Origin of the sequence: Amycolatopsis rhizosphaerae (assembly GCF_007713715.1) — a bacterium.
GTDB lineage: Bacteria > Actinomycetota > Actinomycetes > Mycobacteriales > Pseudonocardiaceae > Amycolatopsis_E > Amycolatopsis_E rhizosphaerae.
Genome location: NZ_VJWX01000764.1, coordinates 1 through 2,065, shown reverse-complemented (window position 1 = coordinate 2,065; position 2,065 = coordinate 1). Strand labels below are relative to the sequence as shown.

Below are 2,065 nucleotides of genomic sequence, written 5' to 3'. Positions count from 1 at the left end.
GTGCGGGAGGCGGTGGAGGACGCGACCGGCCGCGGCTGGCGGCCGCGCCGCGTGGGCCTGGTGCACGCCGCGGTACTCGGCGAAGTGGATCTCCTGCGGGACTTCTACCTGGCGCACGGCGGGTCGCTGCCGGTCAGGGACTACCTCTACCTGATGCCCTCCACCCCGGTTTCGCTGCTGATGCAGGAGTTCGGGTTCCGCGGCCCGGCCCTGCAGGTGTCCGCCATGTGCGCCTCCGGCAACGCGGGCCTGCTCACCGCGCAGGCGTGGCTGGATGCGGGCGTCGCCGACGATGTGGTCGTGGTCGCCACCGACCTGTCGGCGGGCCCGGAACACGTGCGGGCCTTCGTCCGGCTCGGCGTCGCGGTCACCGACGACGAGCCGCTCGACGCCTGCCGCCCGTTCCAGGAGGGCAGCCGGGGATTCACCATGGGGGAGGCCGCGGCCTCGTTCGTGCTGTCCCGGGACGGGAGTGGCGGGCGGCCCTACGTCGTGGCCCACGGCGGGGCCATGACGCACGACGCCTACCACGTCACCTCGATCGACCCCGCGCTCACCGGAGTGCGGGAGTGCGTGCGCCTGGCGCTGGCCGATGCCGGGGTCCCGGGCTCCGCGGTGGCCTACCTGCACGCCCATGGGCCCGGAACGGCCCAGTGCGACCAGGCGGAGGCGGCGATGCTGGCCGAGTTCCTGGGCGGCGACGCCGGGATCTACTCGGTCAAACCGCTCGTTTCGCACTGCCAGGGTGCCGCCAGTGCGGTGGAGATCGTGGCCACCGCGCTGGCGTACGAGCACGGGGTGATCCCGGCGCCGCCGGCGGTCGCGTCCGCGCATCCCCGGCTGCTGTCGGGGCCCACCGCGCTGTCCGGTGGGCTGACTCTCAAGACCTCGCTGGGCATGGGCGGGCACAACTCGGCCGTGGTGCTGGGTCCGGCGGCGTGAGCGCCGCCGCGTCATCCCGCCGTCGACTCCGGTGCCCGGCCCAGCAGCCGGGCCACGCTGGGGGAGCGGTCGATGATCGCGCGGGCGACCTCGTCGAGGCGGCGCCGGTCGTGGCGGGCATAGGCCCGCATCAGCTCGAAAGCGCCTTCGGTGCCCAGGCCGTGCCGCTCGGCGAGGATGCCCTTGGCCTGCTCGATGACGATGCGGGTGTGCAGCGCGGTCTGCAGCTGCCCGGCGAGGGTTTCCGCCTTCTCCACCGCCCGCTGCGCCAGCAGCGTGGCGGTGGCGAAGGCCGTCAGTGCCTCGCCCATCTTGACGTCCTCGTGGCTGAGTTCCCCCGGCACACGGCGGAACAGGGTGAGGGAACCGAGGCTTTCCTCGTTGAGCCGCAACGGAAGCGCGTGCACCGCGGAGAATCCGGCGTTGAGGGTGGCGGAGCGGAAGGTGTCCCACCGGGTGCCCGCGCGCAGATCGGCGGCGTGCACGGGAATTCCGGTGCGAAAGCTGGCGATGCCGGGACCGTCCTGGAAGCGGAGCTGGACCAGTTGCAGCAGTTGTACCGTTTCGGCGGAGGCGGCCACCGCCGAGAGCTGGCCGCCCGCGCCGGTGAGCAGAACGCCTGCCGCGTCGACGTCGAGCAGTCCGGCGCACCGTCGGGCCAGCAGGTCGGCATAGCGCGCCTCATCGAATCCGCGGTCGGAAAAGCGCGACAGATCCAGGAAAGCCGCGGCGAGTTCGACTTCGCGATGCATGGTTTCTTGTTCCTCCCACAATGCCCGGCACGCCCGTGACTGGTGCGGTGCGAACTAGCTATCCCCGGCGCCCGGCCACGGAAAACCAGTGCCGGAGGAGTTCACCAAGTGCGGGTGAGGAACGGGGGCCGCAGTGCGGCTATTCGCGGGGTCGCCATCCGGGAAAAAAACCCGTTCCGGTGAGGTGTGGACCACGTCAGCGGGTGGCCGCGCGCAACACTTTCACCGCCGCCTTCGCCACCTCGATCATGTGCTCGGTGGTGAGGGCGGGGTGGATCGGCAGGGTGAAGGCGGTGCGGCCGATTTCAGCCGCGGCGGGCAGGAAGGTGGGTGCGTCCTCGAAGCGTGAGAAGGCGCGTTCCCGGTAGATT

Annotated in this window: 2 protein-coding genes; one reads left to right on the top strand and one right to left on the bottom strand. The window is 71.7% G+C overall.

Annotated elements, in window-relative coordinates; translation table 11 throughout:
• Nucleotides 1-942, top strand: a 942-nt coding sequence (locus tag FNH05_RS36565) for a beta-ketoacyl synthase N-terminal-like domain-containing protein (protein ID WP_144593404.1), incomplete at its 5' end; no start/stop codon positions are given.
• 11 nt (nucleotides 943-953) lie between these two features.
• Here the strand turns inward: FNH05_RS36565 and FNH05_RS36560 are convergent.
• The gene (locus FNH05_RS36560) at nucleotides 954-1,694 is read right to left on the bottom strand and encodes an ANTAR domain-containing protein (protein WP_144593403.1); all 741 of its coding nucleotides are present in this window, start codon (nucleotides 1,692-1,694) and stop codon (nucleotides 954-956) included.
• Between the last annotated feature and the right edge of the window lie 371 nt (nucleotides 1,695-2,065).

What these genes read in the sequence shown, in the direction of transcription:
- FNH05_RS36560 (WP_144593403.1), bottom strand. Translation starts at nt 1,694, where the DNA reads ATGCATCGCGAAGTCGAACTCGCCGCGGCTTTCCTGGATCTGTCGCGC.